This window comes from Prevotella sp. 885 (genome assembly GCF_002265625.1).
Lineage (GTDB): Bacteria > Bacteroidota > Bacteroidia > Bacteroidales > Bacteroidaceae > Prevotella.
In genome coordinates this window covers 19,912-37,517 of the sequence record NZ_NOVE01000016.1, presented here as the reverse complement: position 1 = coordinate 37,517, position 17,606 = coordinate 19,912, and the positions used below count along the sequence as shown (strand labels likewise).

The following is a 17,606-nucleotide window of genomic DNA, read 5'->3' as shown; positions in this document are numbered from 1 at the left end:
TTTTTAAATATATAATGTAAATGGAAATAAAAATTGCTGTTATCGGACTTGGATATGTGGGATTGCCATTGGCGCGTCTTTTCTCAACAAAGTATCCGACTGTTGGTTTCGATATGAACCAGCATCGTGTAGACGAACTTATGCAAGGTCATGATTCCACACTGGAAGTGTCTGATGAATTGCTTGGCGACGCTATACATAACCATAACTTTGTCTGTAGCACCAACCTCGACGATATACGCGACTGCAACTTCTACGTTGTAGCCGTACCTACACCCGTTGACAATAACAACCATCCTGACCTCAAGCCGCTTTGGGGTGCCAGCGAGACAGTGGGTAAGGTGATAAAGAAGGGCGATATCGTCGTGTATGAGTCGACCGTCTATCCCGGTGTTACTGAGGAAGAGTGTCTGCCCGTAGTGGAGCGTGTGAGCGGACTGAAGTATAACGAGGACTTCTTCGCAGGCTACAGCCCCGAGCGCATCAATCCGGGCGACAAGCTTCACACCGTGGAGAAGATAAAGAAGGTTACCTCTGGTTCTACACCCGAGGTGGCTGACATCGTGGACGGTGTCTACAACTCCGTTCTTGTCAATGGCACACACAAGGCACCGAGCATCCGTGTGGCTGAGGCTTCGAAGATAATAGAGAATTCGCAGCGTGACGTCAACATCGCTTTCATGAACGAGCTGGCAAAGATATTCAACGCTATGGGCATCGACACCAACGACGTCATTGAGGCAGCGGCTTCCAAATGGAACTTCATCAAGCTAAAGCCGGGTCTGGTAGGCGGACATTGCATCAGCGTCGACCCTTACTATCTCATCCAGAAAGCACAGGTGTATGGCGTTCTTCCGCGTGTGATGTTTGCAGCACGTCGACTGAATGACGGCATGGGCGACTATGTTGCCAATCAGGTGGTGAAGTGTATGAACAAGAAAGGCATCCTCGTCAAGGACGCCAAGATTCTCATTCTCGGCATCACGTTCAAAGAGAACTGTCCCGATATCCGCAACACTAAGGTGGTGGACATCTATCACACCCTTAGCGAATACACCCATAACATCGACGTATACGATCCGTGGGCTAACGCCGAAAGAGTTGAGCATGAGTATGGCATCAGCATCAAGACGCAGCTTCCGGACGAGAAGTATGACGCCGTAATCCTCGCCGTAGCCCACAACGAGTTCCGCGACATTGACTTCTCTGCCGTTCGTGCCGCGAACAGCGTGGTTTATGACGTTAAGGGCGTATTGTCGCGCGATATCATAGACGCACGTCTTTAATCATAATGACAGACAGAATGAACAATCCTAAGATAACAGTAGTTTGTCCCATCTATCAGGAACGTCGCTTCATAGAAGGACTCCTTGAGAGTATCACTCTACAAGACTATCCCAAGGACCGTATGGAGGTGTTTCTGATTGACGGTATGAGCAAGGACGGCACACGTGAGTTTATCACAGAGTATGCCAAGACACATCCCTTCTTCAAGCTCATTGATAATCCTCAGCGAACCGTTCCTTACGCTCTCAACAACGGCATTGCCCAGGCTACGGGCGACGTGGTCATACGCATAGACGCGCATTGCAAGTACCCGGCGGACTATTTCTCACGCCTTGTCCGTTATCTTTACGAGCTAAAGGCTGACAATGTGGGCGGCGTGTGCAACACGCTTCCTGCCAACGACAGTACCAAGGCGCTTGCCATAGCCCTGTGTCTGTGTCATTCTTTCGGTGTCGGAGGTTCTGATTTTCGTATCGGCGCCAGCAAGATAAAGCAGGTCGACACCGTGCCTTTCGGCTGTTTCCATCGCGACTTGTTCGACAGGATTGGCATGTTCGATCCCGAATTGACGCGAAATCAGGACGACGAATTCAACGGACGCATAATCAAGAACGGCGGAAAGATATTCCTTATCCCCGACATCGTCATTGAGTATGCTGCGCGAGACACCATCGCAAAGACGCGTCGTATGTACTGGCAGTACGGACTGTTCAAGCCGTTGGTGAACCGCAAGCTCGGAACGCCAGCCACCGTGCGCCAGTTCTTCCCCCTGCTTTTCTGCATAGGCATAGTGCTGGGAGCGTTGCTTAGCTTTGTTTCGCCCATCATAGCCTACATTTATCTGGCTGTAATGGCGCTGTATTTCGCCCTTGGCTTCATGTTCGGCATCAAGACAGCGTTGCGCAAGAAGCGCTTTGCCTTGGCTTTTTACATGCCATACATCTTCCTCAACCTCCACTTGAGTTATGGCTTCGGCTATATAAAAGGCTTGTATAAGGTGTTGACAAACAAGAAAATGACAGTAAACGTAAATAGATAATAATTATGAAAATACCGTTCTCACCCCCATATATTGATGATGATGTAATAAACGAAGTGACCGACTCGCTGCGTTCGGGCTGGATAACCACCGGTCCGAAGGTGAAGGCTCTCGAAGAAGAAGTATGCAAGCTTTCGGGCGCACGCCGTGCTCTTGGTGTCAACTCGTGGACGTCGGGCGCCATTCTGGTGCTCCGTTGGCTCGGACTGCAGCCCGGTGACGAGGTCATCGTGCCGGCTTACACCTATTCTGCCACAGCGCTTGCCGTGCTTTGGGCTGGCGGAAAGCCGGTAATGGTAGACTCCGGTGAGGACTTCAACATCTCTGTGGAAGCCATCCGCCGTGCCATCACGCCGCGCACTAAGGCCATTCTTCCCGTTGATATAGCCGGTTTCCCCTGTGACTATGATGCCATCATGTCGCTCGTGTCAGAACCGGAGGTGAAGGCGATGTTCTCTCCTACGTCCGACGTACAGCGTCAGTTGGGCAGAATAATTGTGGTAAGCGACTCTGCCCATTCCATCGGCGCACACTACAACGGCAAGCGTTCAGGCTCAGAGACCGACATTGCCATCTTCTCTCTCCACGCCGTCAAGAACGTCACGACGGCTGAGGGCGGCATCATCTGCCTTAACATGCCCGAACCCTTCGACAATGACAAGCTCTATGCCGACATGCGCCTCTTCTCTCTCAACTGCCAGACGAAGGACGCCTTCACGAAGTCGAAGGCAGGAGGATGGCGTTACGACATCATCGGTCAGGGTATGAAGTGTAATCTTGCCGACGTAAATGCCGCCATCGGACTGGCACAGATACGCAAGTATGAGGATCTTCTCAAGGAGCGCAAGCGTGTCTTCACACGTTATAACGACACACTGAAGCAGTATGACTGGGCGCTCACTCCTCCTGCGATCACTCCCGGCAAGGAAAGCTCTTACCACGTCTACGCCCTTCGCATAAAGGACGTGACGGAGCAGCAGCGCGACGAAATCATTCAGGAGATAGCAAAGTCAGAAGTGGCAGTAAACGTACACTTCGTGCCGATGCCTATGCTTACGCTTTTCCGTGAGATGGGCTATGACATCAAGGACTACCCGCAGGCTTACCGCAACTACGCACACGAAATTTCGCTGCCTATCTATCCGCAGCTCACAGACGAGCAGGCTGACTTCGTCATCCGTACCGTAGTGGAAGCACACAATAAGGTAATGGGCAAGTAAAGATCATGGGTATGACCAGATTCTTCGATATCCTGTTTTCGTTTCTGGGCTTGATAGCGCTTTCGCCACTGTTCATAGTGCTTTATGTTCTGATACGCCTCGAGAGCAAGGGCGGCGGCTTTTATTCGCAGGAGCGTGTGGGTCGCAATGGCGTGCCCTTCCGTCTGTATAAGTTCCGCTCCATGCGAGTGGGGTCGGACCGCAAGGGACTCATCACCGTCGGCGAACGCGACAACCGCATCACCCGCACAGGACTGTTCATACGCAAGTATAAGCTCGACGAACTCCCGCAGCTCTGGAACGTGCTGAAGGGTGATATGAGTCTTGTGGGTCCGCGTCCTGAGGTGGAGAAGTATACACGCCTCTACACCCCGGAGCAGCGTCGTGTGCTCAGCGTCCGTCCCGGAGTGACAGACTGGGCGTCCATCGAGTATGTTGACGAAAACCGCATTCTCGGTGCCGCAGCAGACCCTGACCGTGCCTACGTGGAGGAGATTATGCCCGCCAAGATAGCCCTCAATATGAGGTATATCTCACATCCCACCGTCGGCGAATACTTCCGCATTATCTTTGCCACGTTCAGCGGAATAGCAAGGTAATGACATTATAGATAAAAGAAAGAAACGCCGCTATTTGGACATAAACCCCAAATAGTGGCGTTTCTTATGCAATATATATGTTAAAACTACGTTTAAGATATATAAGAAAAATGAAACAAAATGCACTTTACGAATAGACTCATAAATTGGTATTTCAGTAAGAACTCATTGCCTTATTGGTGTATCTTCACGATGGACTGCCTGATAGTGTTCCTCTCTTACATGTTTGTCTATACGAAGATGAACAGTGGAGTGGAGGCTCTGAACGTCTTATGGCAGCTGGTTACCTTCAACAGCATCTTCGTGTTGTTCCACGCCATCGGCTTCAAGATCTTTCATACCTATGACGGCATCCTCCGCTATTCCTCTTTCGTCGATCTGCAGCGGGTAGGATATGCTGTCCTTACCGGTGCTGTGTTGTCATACGTGGCTCATTTCGGAATGATGCAGATACCGTATTTCCGCTCCGTATACGTCGGAGGAGCCGACATAATGCTCGCCTCCCTGCTGTCCACGCTTCTGCTGTGGGCTGTGCGTGTGCTGGTGAAGACGGTGTATGACGTGTCCATTGACAAGCTCAATGCCCGTGCCACGCTGATTTACGGCGTGACGAAGGGCGGCATGGGACTTGCCAAGCAGGTGCGTAACGACAAGACGCTAAAGATGTCGCTAGCCGGATTTGTGAGCGATGAGGAGCATGTGAAGCATCGTGTGCTGATGGGACTGAGCGTCTATCCGCTCGACTCCAATCTGAAGAACGTCATACGTAAGCATCACGTGGAGTGTCTGCTCGTGGCGCAGGGAGCGCTCGACTCGTTCCGAAACAACAAGGAACTGCAGGACGACCTGCTGTCGGCTGGCGTACATATATACATCCCGAAGGCAAACGAATGGAATCCGGCGCAGCCGCAGACACAGCAGCTTAAGGAGGTGAGCATCGAAGACCTTCTTCCGCGCGACGAGATAAAGATCGACTTGGAGAGCGTGGCAGACACGCTCCGTGGCAAGTGCGTCCTTGTGACAGGCTCGGCTGGCAGCATCGGCAGCGAGATAGTGAAGCAGATATGCAAGTTCGGTCCGCGCGAGATGGTGCTCATCGACAGCGCCGAGACGCCGCAGCACGACATCCGCCTCATGATGGCGAAGAACTTCCCCGAGATAAAGGCTGAGACAATAGTCACCTCCGTAAGCGGAATAATACGCATGGAGGACATCTTCAGCCGTTATCGTCCTGACTACGTGTTCCATGCCGCCGCATACAAGCACGTGCCGATGATGGAGAACAATCCGAGCGAGAGCATTGAGAACAACGTCTACGGCACGAAGATTCTTGCCGACATGGCGGTGAAGTATGGCGTAAAGAAGTTTGTGATGATATCCACGGACAAGGCTGTCAATCCCACTAACGTGATGGGATGCTCAAAGCGCATCTGCGAGATTTACGTACAGAGCCTCGACCATGCCATCAAGACGGGCAAGATAAAAGGCGTCACGCAGTTTGTCACCACCCGCTTCGGCAATGTGCTCGGTTCCAACGGTTCGGTCATCCCTCTCTTCAAGCGTCAGATAAAGGCTGGCGGCCCCGTTACGGTCACCGACCCCAACATCATTCGCTTCTTCATGCTCATCCCCGAGGCTTGCAAGCTGGTGCTTGAGGCTGGCACGAAGGGCAACGGCGGCGAGATATTTGTCTTCGACATGGGCAACCCTGTCAAGATTGCCGACCTTGCGAAGCGCATGATAAAGCTGAGTGGAGCTACGGGTGTGGAGATTAAGTACACTGGTCTGCGTGCCGGAGAGAAACTCTATGAAGAGGTGCTCAACAAGGAGGAGACCACCATGCCGTCCTTCCACGACAAAATCCGCATCGCCAAGGTGCGCCAGTACGACTACGACACCGTGGAGCGCGACATCGAAGACCTCGTCGAGATAAGCAAGCATTACGACGACATGGCGACCGTAAAGAAGATGAAGGAAATCGTGCCGGAATTCAAGAGCAACAACTCCGTGTACGAAGTGCTTGACAAGTAAGCCGACACAATATTTGCATTCCTAACGCTCAATACTCCTCGCTCAGCGCACAACAAAATCTTTGGTGCGAAATTCTTGAGTTTTGAGCGTGCAAGGATAAACGGTTTATACACAGTGAATTAGAAAGTTTGTGAGGAGAGTGTGCAAAAAAAAGAAGCAGCAAGAAGCCTGTTTTTGCTGCAATAGCGCCACTTTTACACTACAATAGTGCCACTTTTATCATGCAATAGCGCCACTTTTACACTCTAATAGTGGCACTATTGTAGTGTAAAAGTGCGCTATTGTTAAGTTCGGGTGCTGTTTGCACAGCAAAACACCGTAAAAACAGCAAACCGGAACTCTAGAATCAATTTTTTCTTTTGTAACAGCTTTTTACCGTTTGTACGATATTTGCATAGCGGACAAGAAGACATGTTTTATTGACAAGAAGCCATGTTTTTTTGACAAGAGAGGATGGATGTTGTCGGATATAAGCTGCAGCCATTGTGAGTTATTTAAAACGGCAGAACAGATGATCATCGCAATAATACTACTGATTTTACGTTTTTTTCAAAGAAAGGGTTTGTGCAATAGTGACTTAAAAGCTAAAAGCACTACCTTTGTAAATAACATCAAAATGAGCTATAATGAAAGAAAACAATATAACAGTAGATAAAGCTGTCCAAACCATAAAAGGGGCTATTTTGCGAGCTCAAGCACAAGCGAGTCAGTCAAGTAATGCCATACAATTGTCTTTATATTATGGTATAGGACGTTTTGTGTCTATCAATTTACAGCAAGCGCATTGGGGCACAAAAGCTCTTGATAATATTAGTGACAGGCTGCAACGTGAATTGCCAGGATTAAGAGGTTTTTCTTCTGGTAACTTGAAGAAAATGCGTATCTTCTATGAGGAATGGCAATGCCTTTCAATTGGTTCGCCATTGGCGAACCAATTACAACAGCTTGAAAATAAGATAGAAGAAGGTGTTGAAATAGGAGAAAGGACACTCCTTTGTATTAACAGGCCTATAGAGTCAGCAGACTTACGTATAGAAGATTTCGTGGGCATCAGTTTTACTCATCATATGGAAATTTTGCATAAAACTACCACTTTAGATGAGCGCATCTACTATATACATCAAGTGAACCTGCATCATTGGAACAAGTACGTATTACGGAAATACTTATCAGATGACCTATATCACCATCAAGGCAATATGCCTAACAATTTTCCGAAAGCGATACCGGACATCAAGCAATCAATGAAAACAATATCAATGTTTAAGGATGAATATTTGCTTGATTTCATCAATACTGAAAATTTGGGACAGGAGGTTGAGGACATTGACGAACGTGTAGTTGAGCAAGAAATTGTAAGAAACATGCGCGATTTCATTCTTCAATTCGGAAAGGATTTCATATTTATGGGTAACCAGTATCGTGTTGTACTTGAAGGAGAAGAAATGTTCATAGACCTTTTGTTCTTTAGTCGAGAACTTGCAGCAATGGTAGCCGTGGAACTAAAATACGGTAAGTTCAAACCTTCATATTTGGGACAATTATGTACATATCTACAGGCATTAGACCTTACTGTTAAAAAGCCACATGAAAATCCTTCTATTGGTATTGTGTTATGCAAAGAAATGAACAAGGCTTTTGTTGACATTGTTGTAAGGAACTACGACAGCCCAATGGGAGTAGCAACATATAAAACCAAACAGGATATGCCTGAAGAATTACAGAAGGCTTTGCCTGATCTGGATAAGATGAAAGATTTGTTTTGCAAATCATTGTAAATGTATATTCACATTATATAAAATGCCCCGCACCCACGTTCAGACAAAGAGTGCAACATATTGTCTTGACAAGAAGCCATGAGGTAAAGGGAAGAAGACAAACTTAGGAGGTAACGAGATTCTCGTCATTGCCTCCTACTCTAAGTTTGTCTTCTTGTTTCTACCAACTGATATGTTACTTGGTATTTCGAATTGTCCTCAATTCTCCTACAAGCAACTTTGTGTATTTTGTAGCTCCCGTCCTGTTCATATGCACAGAATCGTAGAAATAATCCGAGTTGTCCACAAAGTCCTTGTCGCAATAGTGATTGAGAAGCGGAACTTGGTATCTGCTGCAAATCTCCTTCAAAGGCTTATACACATCGTCGTTATGTGAGGCGTATTGAGGTGAAATAGCAAATACCAGCTGTGTGCCTTTGGCCTTACATTCCTTAACCAACCGCTCCAAGTAATACAACTTTAGAGAATCGTATTTGTACTCCTCCTTTAGCAACGTCTTCTTTGGCTTGTAAGTCATTGTCTTATCCATAGGTTTGTATCCTTTGTCATTACTTTGTAGAGGATGGATGTTGTCGGATATAAGCTGCAGCCATTGTGAGTTATAGCGATAACAATTAGACATCATCTTAAAGCGCTCTGTCTTGTCTACATTCCAGAATATAGAGTCAATGCCTTGACAGTCATAATAATATCTCAGTCCACCCAAATATTTATGGTTGTCGCCTTCTAAAAGGTCGAACGAAGTCTGCACATCATAGATAAGCATCTTTGGAGTGTATCTCGCACTCAGCATCTTATATCGTCCATACATAAGTATTATGCCATTACCGTCAAGCGAACAGTTCCAGCAACTCATGTCCAGACTGTCGGTAATGATGTTAGGGTCATAATGGTGCATACCACGTGAAGAGCCAAAGATGATGCACTCTTCCTCCATCTGATTACAGATATAATTGTTAAGCCCCGTGTCTCCTCCTTTGGCATGTCCGACCAAGTAACGCGCACCGGTGCCTACAAGCTGGTCGAGGATCACAAGACCTATCAAAAACAGTATTACCTTACTAATAAACTTCTTCATATCGCTTAAAAACTAACATAAATAAACTGGCTGGAGTCAAAGACTCCGCTTAATAACACAAGAAGCAGTAATGCCCAATATACGCACCATCTGATGGCGGTTGGAGCTTGCGTGAATTGATAGAATCGTTTGGGCATGAACTCTCTTGTCAAGTCTACACACGCGACTATACCAATGGACAACAGGGAGAATACCACGTCTTTGTTGGATGGCTTGAACAGAGCACCATGGTCCGTCACGATTCTTTCTATAACTCCGAAGGCATCACCGATGGTTGGCTGACGGAAGAATATCCATGCTATGGTGACAAGAGTGAATGTAAGGAATATCCTACCAATACGCACTGGCAGATTTGTCGTGTTGACTTTCTGCCAACCAAACATTTTCTCAATGATTTGGAATACGCCATGGAGAATACCCCAGAATACAAAAGTCCAATTTGCGCCATGCCAAATACCACTTACCAAGAATGTCATGAAGATGTTCCAGTAATTTCTCGCCTTGGAGCATCTGCTTCCACCTAAAGGAATATAAACATAATCTTTCAGCCATGTAGAGAGTGAGATGTGCCATCTACGCCAAAAGTCAGTTATGGAAGTGGAGAGATATGGTCTTTGGAAGTTGTTGATAAGATTGAATCCCATCAACTTTCCAACGCCAAGTGCCATGAATGAGTAACCGGCAAAGTCGCCATATATCTGGAAAGAGTAATATATTGTAGCAAGAAGACAAGACGTACCTGAATTGAACATATAATTGTCCAACACCTTGTCAACGTACATTCCAAGTCGGTCTGCCATCATCACCTTAAGGAACAATCCCCAAACAAACCATTTCAGACCTTGAGAAGCCATAGTTTCATCAAAGTGCCTGTAGCTCTTGATTTGAGGCAACAGGTCTTTAGCCTTGCTGATAGGGCCAGACATGATTTGCGGGAAGAAGGAGACGAAGAGCATGTAGTCCCACCAATTTCGTTCAGCTTTTATGCGCTGATAATACACATCCATTAGGTAGCCCACCGCTTGAAATGTGAAGAATGATATTCCAATAGGAACTGCCCAGTTTAATCCTGGCAAGACCGTAGCGCAATGGATCTTTTCAAGCAATTCGTTGCTTGATGTAATGATAAAGTTGTAATACTTGAACACTAGCAATGGAAGCAATGCTAACAGGCTTCCGCAAGCTATCAACAATTTCTTGGGTCTGTCGTTTTCGCTCCTCTCTATAAGCAGAGCGAAAAAGTAAGTAACAAAGGTAACACCCAGTAATATGAGCGTGTAAGCAGCATTGGTTTGGGCGTACAATCCATAAGAAACAATCAGCAACAAAGCGTTGCTCGTTTTTCGTTGTCGTTCAGGGAGATTCTTACCTAATAGACACGACAAGAGATAGTACCCAATAAATATTATTGGGAACAACCAGACAAACTGGAATGAATTAAAAATCATAAAAACGCAAAGATTGTGCGATACTGCAAAAGGAAAAATGAAGGGCGTTTCGCTATGGCCAAGTACAAAAGAAGCGTGGACAAACTTATCCACGTCTTGGGTACTTGGCCTTGACCCTTCAAATACAGACAAGTTTCGCCCACGCTAAGCGCAGGCGTTTACAAACTTATTCGTGTATTTGAGCTATCTTGTTACGGCCAAGTTTCAAGACGTTCCGAATAACAGCAAACGCTATTTAACAATATGTTATAATAAAATGTTTATTCTATAATTTCATTTTTTCGTTACCGCAAATTCTTCTTGTTCAGCAGATACGTTGCGGCGACATACCTGCCAATTCCTTATGAACTGCAAAGGTACAAACAAATTCGCAGAAAATACAACCGAACGATTAGAAAGTAAATCTAATTATTACTTGTCTTCATTGTCAAGTAAAAGAACATGTCTTCCTTGTCTGTCACGTGGGTGCGTGGCTACGGCGGGACGCCTTCTACAATTATTACTTTTTAATTAGTAGTTATCTTCATCGCGCACCCTAACATCCTGTCTTCCTGTCTTCCTGTCAAAAAGAGCCTGTCTTCTTGTCTGAAGAGTCTTCCTGTCAAAAAAAGATTTTCGGCTTATCAGACTGCATATCTCGATTATTATTTGTAAATTTGCTACATATTAATATTGTCAAACCGTTAACACAATTCCACTCATGAGATATCTTGACCCCAAAGCCGACCTTACATTCAAGAAGATATTCGGTGAGCATAAGGACTTGCTCATCAGCTTGCTTAATGCCCTGCTGCCATTGGCTGACGATGAGCAGATAGAGAGCGTGGAGTATCTGTCGCCCGAACTGGTGCCCGATACTTACGTGGGCAAGAACAGCATTGTGGATGTGAGGTGTCGTGACGTGAAGAACAGACAGTTTATTGTGGAGATGCAGATGCTGTGGACTGAAGCATTCAAGCAGCGCGTGCTCTTTAATGCTTCCAAGGCTTTCGTGCGCCAGTTAGACAAGAAGCGCAAGTATGAGTTTTTGCAACCTGTCTACTCGCTCAACCTTGTCAACGAGACTTTCATGAAGGAATATCCCGATGAGTTTATACATAACTATAATGTTGTGCATGAGCTGCATAGCGACGAGATTATAAACGGACTGCACTTCACATTCGTGGAGTTGCCAAAGTTTCAGGCACACTCCGTCATGGAAAAGAAGATGGCTGTGCTTTGGCTCAGATTCCTGACGGAGATAGATGAGCATACAAAGGAAGTGCCGCAAGAACTGCTTGACAATCCAGAGACCTCCAAAGCCCTAAAGGCTGTGGAAGAATCAGCTATGACAAAAGACGAACTCCTTGCATACGATGACTTTTGGGACAAGCTTGGTGCCGAACGTCTGCTGTTTGTCGACTCCAACAAAAGAAGCATGGAGGAAGGCAGGGCGGAAGGCCGTAAAGAAGGTATGGCAGAAGGACGTAAAGAGGTGGCACGCAACTTGTTGCGTATGGGAATGTCTATAGAAGACATATCGAAAGCCACGGGTATTGCCAAGGAGGAAATTGAGGAATACTCTTAATAAGAGCATGATAAGATATTAAAGAAAAAAGGGGACTTGCTGACAATCAATCTGATTAGTCAGCAAGTCCCCTTTTTCGTTGGAACATAATTTCAGAATCTCTTGAAGTAAAGTCTTAGGGTCTTTGACCTTAGCACCATTGAGCTGCCGTTGAGTCGTTCCTTGAGGAAGGGTTCTTCCAGGTTGTTGATGCCGTATGGGGCGAGCAGGGCAGGGTCGACGATGGGAAGGTCGCCGCCGTCTTCACCCTTGTCCTGGTGCCAGTTGTCTTTATAGGGTGTGTGGGTGATGATGCAGTCCGCGGTCTGTCGGAAGCGGAGATAATAGCCGTGGTTCTGGTCCTTGTCGATGTCGCGTGCGCTGATGAGCTTCGCCTGCACTCCCCAGAAGATGCGCTTCTGCTGCAGGTTGAGGTTGCCTCCGGTGGCGAGCGTGTCTACGCGTTCGAGATGCCAGAAGCCGTCGAACTTTCCGTTGTCGCTTGTCTCCAGTTCGCACGAAGCAAGGGTCAGGGCTGTTGTCAGTATGGCGGCGATGGCTGCCAGTTTGTTATTTCGTATTGTCATCACTAAAAATTAATATCTTTTCTTTTGCTTTGTAAGGATTCCTGTCTTTCTTACCGTTATCTGTCCTCCTGCGTTATGTCCGAGCATCAGGTTGGATCCGAAGTCCATGGCGTATGCTGCTCGTACGTCCCATCCGTTGTTGAGGTGGTATGTGGCTTCGGTGAGGAAGCTGACATTATGATGAGGCTTTGTGAAGGGATTTTCGTACGTGCCCAGTCCTGACTGGTATGTGGCGAGGACGCGGTAGGCGAGACGTTCTGTCGGTGCTCCGTCCACTCCGAGATGGAACGCCACGAAGCGGTTGTTCTCCACGCGTATCAGTCCGTCGGTGTTGTAGATGGGGGAGCGGTAGAGCGGATTGCCGATCACCTGTCCCCAGTGTTGCCAACCGGTATACGTGGAGTGATTGTAATAGTCGTCAATGCCAGCTATATGGTCGCTGATGTTCTGCGTGCGGTCGTGATTGTACGGACCGCTTTGGTATTTTGTGTAGAGATATTCGAAGACGATGTTCCTCAGCCACGTACCGTACTTGATGTTCACCTCCGCTCCGAGCATGATGTCCTTCATGTCGTAAAGGAAGTAGCGGTTGTGCTTCCAGCTGTTCCAGTCCTTGCCCTCGCCATATCCGTTATAGTCGAGGAAGAACATCTGGCTGTGGTCTTCGAAGAAGTGGTCGGCATACACCGATGCACGCCATTCCTCCGTATCGTAGTTGACGCGCATAAGCCACGAGCCGAGCTGGTTGCCCTCCTTGTTGGTGTAGAGTCCGTCCGTCTCGTCCGAGCCACCTGGAATAAGCACGTTGAAGAAGTCTTTCAGAGATGATCCGGTATTGATGCGCTTCATCTCGCCGTCCCACTTTGTGTATGGCTGTCCGCCGAACTGAGCTGCCATCTCCAGTCCCATCTCTATGCTGATGGGGAAGAACGAGTATTCGTTTCCGATTTTGAGGTATCCCGCCTTCGAGTGGTATAGCACGTTGTCGGCATAGCTCGACTGTCGGTTGGTGAACTGATGCTGCCATGAGTTGTCCGTCATGATGCCGTAGGCGATGTGTCCTTTGAGGTGTAGCCAGCCGCGTGTGAGCGGCACGGTCCAGTATTCTGGCAGCGCCAGCCTTACCTGCGGCACGGGGCGTGCGTTTATTCCGAATGTCTGCGAACCGCTGCTCAGCGTCTGGTTCTTAAGCTCCATGGGACGTTCCTTGGCTCCGACGCTGAGCATGCCGTGCAGCCATCTCACCTCAGCGTAAGCCTGTTGCACGATGAAGTGGCTGGTGTAGTTCGCCGGCACCACTATGTCGGCACCATATCCCACTGCCCATCGTCTTATTGAGTCGGCTCCGACGGAGCGCTGTATGCTTGCCCTCATATATCCGTTGGCTTCCTCCAGCGAGCTGAGTCCGTGCTTGTTGGCGTTGAGCCACAGCGGAGTCTTGCCCTTCGATGCGGATCCCTGCGCCTCTACGCTGTAAGTGATGTCGCTGCCGAAGTGTGGCTTTGACGCCTCACGTTCTTCCTCCTGCCATGCGTATTGTGCGCTGGCAAGTGACGGCATCAGAGTGAGGGTGCATAACAACAATGTGGGCTTAATGTGTAATGTCATATATGTACGTTGGATACGATAATCAAAGTCTAAGTGAAACTGAGGACAAAATTACAACTTTTCAACGAAACTCACTCTTTTTTTTACATTCTTTGTAATTTTTGTGTGCGTTTACAAAGCGTTATATATATGTAAAGAGAAAAAGACCTACCTAAAACAATATTCTTAACTCAAAAATGTGTAAATTTGTAATCTGAATAAAAGTATTTGATTTTTTTGATGAAAGAATTTGTAATATCAGAAGTAAAGGCGGAGACCGCCATTCTCGTCGGACTCATCACGAAGGAGCAGGACGAGGAAAAGACGAAGGAATATCTGGACGAGCTGGAGTTTCTCGCTGATACGGCGGGAGCGGTGACGGTCAAGAGATTCACGCAACGCGTCGGAGGCCCGAGCCAGGTTACATACGTAGGTTCAGGAAAGCTGGAGGAAATTCGTCAGTACATCGCTGACGAGGAAGACGCCGAACGCCCCGTGGGTATGGTTATCTTCGATGACGAGCTTTCTGCCAAGCAGATACGAAACATTGAGAAGGTGCTGGGCGTGAAGATATTGGACCGCACCTCGCTCATCCTCGACATCTTCGCCATGCGTGCCCAGACAGCGGCAGCCAAAACGCAGGTGGAGCTGGCGCAATATCGCTATATGCTGCCCCGACTGCAGCGTCTCTGGACTCACCTCGAGCGTCAGGGCGGTGGCTCCGGTTCGGGTGGCGGAAAGGGTAGTGTGGGTCTGCGCGGACCTGGTGAGACCCAGCTCGAGATGGACCGCCGTATCATCCTCAACCGCATCACGCTGCTCAAGCAGCGCCTCCTTGAGATTGACAAGCAGAAGACCACGCAGCGCAAGAACCGCGGTCGCCTCATTCGTGTGGCTCTCGTGGGATACACCAACGTGGGCAAGTCTACCATCATGAACCTCCTCTCGAAGAGTGAGGTGTTCGCCGAGAACAAGCTCTTCGCCACGCTGGACACCACGGTCAGAAAGGTGGTGGTGGAGAACCTGCCGTTCCTCCTTGCCGACACCGTAGGCTTCATCCGCAAGTTGCCCACAGACCTGGTGGACTCGTTTAAGTCTACGCTGGACGAGGTGCGCGAGGCAGACCTCCTGCTCCACGTCGTCGACATATCGCACCCCGACTTCGAGGAACAGATAAACGTGGTGGAAAACACTCTCAAGGACCTCGGATGTGCCGACAAGCCGTCCATGATAGTCTTCAACAAGATAGACAACTATACGTGGACAGAGAAGGAGGAGGACGACCTCACTCCTGCAACCAAGGAAAACATCACCCTCGACGAGCTGCGCCGCACGTGGATGGCCAAGCTGCACGACGAGTGTCTCTTCATCTCTGCGAAGGAGAAGCAGAACATCGACGAGTTCCGTGAGGTGATCTACAGGAAAGTGCGCGAGCTGCACGTACAGAAATATCCCTACAACGACTTCCTTTACGATGTAGGGGAAGACGAGTAAGACGAACCAAAATCGTTTATATATGGCATACAGAAACTTAACCGACCCCGAAATCACAGCCCTTCAAACCAACGGATGTTGGGCAGAAGACTGGATGCGCATAGAAGTGAGTGAAGACTTCATGCCCGACTTCTTCCATCGTGTGATGTTCTATGGCGACATACGCCTCGGAACGTTCACGAACAACGTGGAGGTGAGCCGCGGATTCATGAAACACTCAGGCATCAACAACGCCACGCTGCGAAATGTGACCATCGGCAACAACTGCCTTATAGAGAACATTTCGGGATTTATAAATAATTATGTCATCGGTGACGACTGCATCATCACCAATGTATGTACCATGGAAACCACAGACGGCGCCACGTACGGAGAGGGCAACCTCATCTCTGTCCTCAACGAGGTGGGCGACGGCAATCTGATTCTCTTCCGGGGCCTGACCAGTCAGGTGGCAGCCCTTATGGTGAAGCACTTCCAGAACCGTCCGCTCAAGGACGCCATACGCCGACTCGTGCGTGAGGAGATTGAGCGCACGTCGCCGGAGACAGCCACCATCGGCAATCGTGTGAAGATTGTCAATACGAAGGAGATAACCAATACGGTGATATATGACGACTGCGAGATTGCGGGAGCGGCGCGTCTGAGCGACTGCACGCTGATGAGCAACCGTGACGCCTCGGTGTATATAGGCACGGGTGTCATCTGCGAGAACTCGATCATCAGCGACGGATCGTCCATCATCAACAGCGTGAAGATGCAGGACTGCTACGTGGGTGAGGCTTGCCAGCTGAGCAACGGCTTCACGGCGGCAAGCAGCGTGTTCTTCGCCAATTCGTATATGTCGAACGGTGAGGCATGTGCCGCTTTCTGCGGTCCGTTCACGGCGTCCCATCACAAGAGCTCGCTGCTTATCGGCGGACAGTTCTCGTTCTACAATGCGGGTTCTGCCACCAACTTCTCCAACCACGCCTACAAGATGGGACCGATGCACTACGGTACGCTTGAGCGAGGATCGAAGACGGCCAGCGGTGCCTACATACTCATGCCGGCGCACATCGGCGCGTTCTCGGTTTGCTTCGGCAAGCTGATGTATCATCCCGACACGCGCTCCCTGCCGTTCTCATACCTCATCGCCTACAACGACGTGATGTATCTGGTGCCGGGCCGCAACCTCACCACCGTGGGACTCTATCGCGACATTCGCAAGTGGCCCAAGCGTGACAAGCGTCTGGCTGGAGCACGCAAGAGCGTGGTCAACTTCGACTGGCTGTCACCGTTCACCGTGGGCGAGATTCTGCGCGGAAAGAAGATTCTGGAAGACCTGCGCGAGGCATCCGGCGAGGACGTCTCCACATACAATTATCATGAGTATGTCATCAAGAACTCGTCGCTAAGGAAGGGCATCAAGTATTACGACATCGCCCTACGCATCTATATGGGAGCCGTGCTCAAACGCCACGCCCCCGTTGAGCCAACCACCACCGTTGGCACAGGTCCGTGGACCGACATCTCCGGACTGCTCCTGCCCGTGTCGGAAGAGCAGCGCATCATTGACGACATCATCTCCGGTGAAATAGAAACCACGCACGACCTCATCGAACGATTCGAGGAGATAAACGCCAATTACTCCGAATATCGTTGGGCATGGTCGTATTGCATGATTCTGGACTATTACGGATTCACGTCGCTTACAGAGGAGAACGTGGAACGCGTCAAGAGCGACTACATCACGGCACGCCGCGCATGGATAGCCGAAATAAAGAAGGACGCTGCCAAGGAATATCGACTGGGCGACGTGGAAGAAGAGGTATTCCGAAACTTCAACGACCAGCTGGACAAGGAAGTGGACTTCGAGAACCAGAAACTGTATATGTAATATATAAAGATGTAATAAAAAGTCTATTAAATAACA

General features: G+C 48.6%; 13 protein-coding genes. 9 read left to right on the top strand and 4 right to left on the bottom strand.

Translation table 11 applies throughout. The annotated features are described in order from the left end of the window. The first annotated feature begins 20 nt into the window (after positions 1-20). From CHL74_RS06850 to CHL74_RS06825, 6 genes are all read left to right on the top strand, one after another. Positions 21-1,286, top strand: a complete 1,266-nt coding sequence (locus CHL74_RS06850; RefSeq protein WP_094880423.1) for a nucleotide sugar dehydrogenase — start codon at positions 21-23, stop codon at positions 1,284-1,286. A 5-nt stretch (positions 1,287-1,291) separates the two neighbouring features. Continuing rightward, on the top strand, positions 1,292-2,326 hold the full coding sequence (locus CHL74_RS06845) for a glycosyltransferase family 2 protein (RefSeq protein WP_254923238.1): 1,035 nt from the start codon (positions 1,292-1,294) through the stop codon (positions 2,324-2,326). A gap of 5 nt (positions 2,327-2,331) precedes the next feature. Continuing rightward, positions 2,332-3,546 (top strand): DegT/DnrJ/EryC1/StrS family aminotransferase, encoded by a 1,215-nt coding sequence (locus CHL74_RS06840; protein ID WP_094880422.1) that lies wholly within the window; start codon positions 2,332-2,334, stop codon positions 3,544-3,546. A gap of 11 nt (positions 3,547-3,557) precedes the next feature. After that, complete coding sequence (locus CHL74_RS06835) at positions 3,558-4,145, top strand: sugar transferase (protein ID WP_094880444.1); 588 nt, start codon at positions 3,558-3,560, stop codon at positions 4,143-4,145. Between the two features lie 120 nt (positions 4,146-4,265). Further along, positions 4,266-6,176, top strand: a complete 1,911-nt coding sequence (locus tag CHL74_RS06830; RefSeq protein WP_094880421.1) for a polysaccharide biosynthesis protein — start codon at positions 4,266-4,268, stop codon at positions 6,174-6,176. 626 nt (positions 6,177-6,802) lie between these two features. Next, a complete protein-coding gene (locus CHL74_RS06825) occupies positions 6,803-7,954 on the top strand; it encodes a PDDEXK nuclease domain-containing protein (protein WP_094880420.1) in 1,152 nt (383 codons plus the stop codon). Between the two features lie 175 nt (positions 7,955-8,129). On the opposite strand, the gene CHL74_RS06820 is transcribed toward CHL74_RS06825, so the two are convergent. Next, complete coding sequence (locus tag CHL74_RS06820; protein WP_094880419.1) at positions 8,130-9,032, bottom strand: hypothetical protein; 903 nt, start codon at positions 9,030-9,032, stop codon at positions 8,130-8,132. Between the two features lie 5 nt (positions 9,033-9,037). Further along, complete coding sequence (locus CHL74_RS06815; protein ID WP_254923237.1) at positions 9,038-10,138, bottom strand: MBOAT family O-acyltransferase; 1,101 nt, start codon at positions 10,136-10,138, stop codon at positions 9,038-9,040. 1,042 nt (positions 10,139-11,180) lie between these two features. On the opposite strand from CHL74_RS06815, the gene CHL74_RS06810 reads away from it, so the two are divergent. Next, the gene (locus CHL74_RS06810; RefSeq protein WP_094880417.1) at positions 11,181-12,047 is read left to right on the top strand and encodes an Rpn family recombination-promoting nuclease/putative transposase; all 867 of its coding nucleotides are present in this window, start codon (positions 11,181-11,183) and stop codon (positions 12,045-12,047) included. Positions 12,048-12,139: 92 nt separating this feature from the next. Here the strand turns inward: CHL74_RS06810 and CHL74_RS06805 are convergent, their stop codons facing one another. Continuing rightward, complete coding sequence (locus CHL74_RS06805) at positions 12,140-12,613, bottom strand: lipocalin-like domain-containing protein (RefSeq protein ID WP_094880416.1); 474 nt, start codon at positions 12,611-12,613, stop codon at positions 12,140-12,142. A gap of 9 nt (positions 12,614-12,622) precedes the next feature. After that, positions 12,623-14,221 carry a capsule assembly Wzi family protein gene (locus tag CHL74_RS06800; protein ID WP_176452189.1) on the bottom strand — a complete coding sequence of 533 codons (1,599 nt, stop codon included), beginning with the start codon at positions 14,219-14,221 and terminating at the stop codon, positions 12,623-12,625. A 219-nt stretch (positions 14,222-14,440) separates the two neighbouring features. Between CHL74_RS06800 and hflX the strand changes: the two genes are divergently transcribed. Both hflX and CHL74_RS06790 read left to right on the top strand, forming a co-directional pair. Further along, entirely contained in the window at positions 14,441-15,694 is a 1,254-nt protein-coding gene (hflX, locus tag CHL74_RS06795) for a GTPase HflX (protein ID WP_094880414.1), read from the top strand. A gap of 22 nt (positions 15,695-15,716) precedes the next feature. Further along, the gene (locus tag CHL74_RS06790; protein WP_094880413.1) at positions 15,717-17,570 is read left to right on the top strand and encodes a DUF4954 family protein; all 1,854 of its coding nucleotides are present in this window, start codon (positions 15,717-15,719) and stop codon (positions 17,568-17,570) included. The last annotated feature ends 36 nt before the right edge of the window (positions 17,571-17,606 follow it).

Bases quoted from the DNA above. Each gene is read 5' to 3' on its own strand.
- CHL74_RS06800 (WP_176452189.1), bottom strand. From the start codon at position 14,221: ATGACATTACACATTAAGCCCACATTGTTGTTATGCACCCTCACTCTG.
- CHL74_RS06830 (WP_094880421.1), top strand. From the start codon at position 4,266: ATGCACTTTACGAATAGACTCATAAATTGGTATTTCAGTAAGAACTCA.
- CHL74_RS06850 (WP_094880423.1), top strand. From the start codon at position 21: ATGGAAATAAAAATTGCTGTTATCGGACTTGGATATGTGGGATTGCCA.
- CHL74_RS06845 (WP_254923238.1), top strand. From the start codon at position 1,292: ATGACAGACAGAATGAACAATCCTAAGATAACAGTAGTTTGTCCCATC.
- CHL74_RS06805 (WP_094880416.1), bottom strand. From the start codon at position 12,613: ATGACAATACGAAATAACAAACTGGCAGCCATCGCCGCCATACTGACA.
- CHL74_RS06840 (WP_094880422.1), top strand. From the start codon at position 2,332: ATGAAAATACCGTTCTCACCCCCATATATTGATGATGATGTAATAAAC.
- CHL74_RS06810 (WP_094880417.1), top strand. From the start codon at position 11,181: ATGAGATATCTTGACCCCAAAGCCGACCTTACATTCAAGAAGATATTC.
- CHL74_RS06820 (WP_094880419.1), bottom strand. From the start codon at position 9,032: ATGAAGAAGTTTATTAGTAAGGTAATACTGTTTTTGATAGGTCTTGTG.
- CHL74_RS06790 (WP_094880413.1), top strand. From the start codon at position 15,717: ATGGCATACAGAAACTTAACCGACCCCGAAATCACAGCCCTTCAAACC.
- hflX (WP_094880414.1), top strand. From the start codon at position 14,441: ATGAAAGAATTTGTAATATCAGAAGTAAAGGCGGAGACCGCCATTCTC.
- CHL74_RS06835 (WP_094880444.1), top strand. From the start codon at position 3,558: ATGACCAGATTCTTCGATATCCTGTTTTCGTTTCTGGGCTTGATAGCG.
- CHL74_RS06825 (WP_094880420.1), top strand. From the start codon at position 6,803: ATGAAAGAAAACAATATAACAGTAGATAAAGCTGTCCAAACCATAAAA.